2 protein-coding genes are annotated in these 630 nt (G+C 71.6%); both read left to right on the top strand.

What is annotated here, in order from left to right; genetic code table 11:
* The first annotated feature begins 3 nt into the window (after window positions 1-3).
* Complete coding sequence (gene paaB, locus M8J73_RS44585) at window positions 4-324, top strand: 1,2-phenylacetyl-CoA epoxidase subunit PaaB (RefSeq protein ID WP_055536965.1); 321 nt, start codon at window positions 4-6, stop codon at window positions 322-324.
* 10 nt (window positions 325-334) lie between these two features.
* Window positions 335-630 (top strand): Phenylacetic acid catabolic protein (locus tag M8J73_RS44580; RefSeq protein WP_249829938.1); only part of this gene is annotated, 296 nt, incomplete at its 3' end.

The following is a 630-nucleotide window of genomic DNA, read 5'->3' as shown; positions in this document are numbered from 1 at the left end:
GGCATGACCGGCACGGACGACAGGGGCGCGGCGCGCGGGAACAAGGGCGACTGGCCGCTGTACGAGGTGTTCGTGCGCGGCAAGCGCGGCCTGAACCACGTCCACGTGGGCTCGCTGCACGCGGCCGACGACCGGATGGCCCTCACCCACGCACGTGACCTGTACACCCGGCGCAACGAGGGCGTCTCCCTGTGGGTGGTGCGCTCGGAGCACATCGCCGCCTCCACCCGCGACGAGAAGGACCCCTTCTTCGAGCCCAGCGCCGACAAGGTGTACCGCCACCCGACGTTCTACGACATCCCCGACGACGTCCCGCACATCTGAGGAGCAGGGCATGAGTGACGACCACGTCTACATGACCCTCGCCGAGGGACACGACGACGACACCCGCTGGGCCTACGGCACCGGCTTCGAGGACCCGCTGCACGGCGTCGACACCGGCGTGCCCGAGGGCGTCGACGTGGGGGAACTGGCCCGCGTCTGTGTGGCGTTGGCCGACGACGCCCTGGTCTCGGCCCAGCGGCTCGCCGAGTGGACCACCCGCGCGCCCGAGCTGGAGGAGGAGGTCGCGCTCGCCAACATCGGCCTCGACCTCCTCGGCCAGGCCCGCCTGCTGTACTCCCGCGCCGG

Source organism: Streptomyces neyagawaensis, from assembly GCF_023516595.1.
Taxonomy (GTDB): domain Bacteria; phylum Actinomycetota; class Actinomycetes; order Streptomycetales; family Streptomycetaceae; genus Streptomyces; species Streptomyces neyagawaensis.
Note: the sequence above shows the minus strand (reverse complement) of the source record. Positions and strands in the feature narration are given on the sequence as shown.

Bases quoted from the DNA above. Each gene is read 5' to 3' on its own strand.
- paaB (WP_055536965.1), top strand. From the start codon at position 4: ATGACCGGCACGGACGACAGGGGCGCGGCGCGCGGGAACAAGGGCGAC.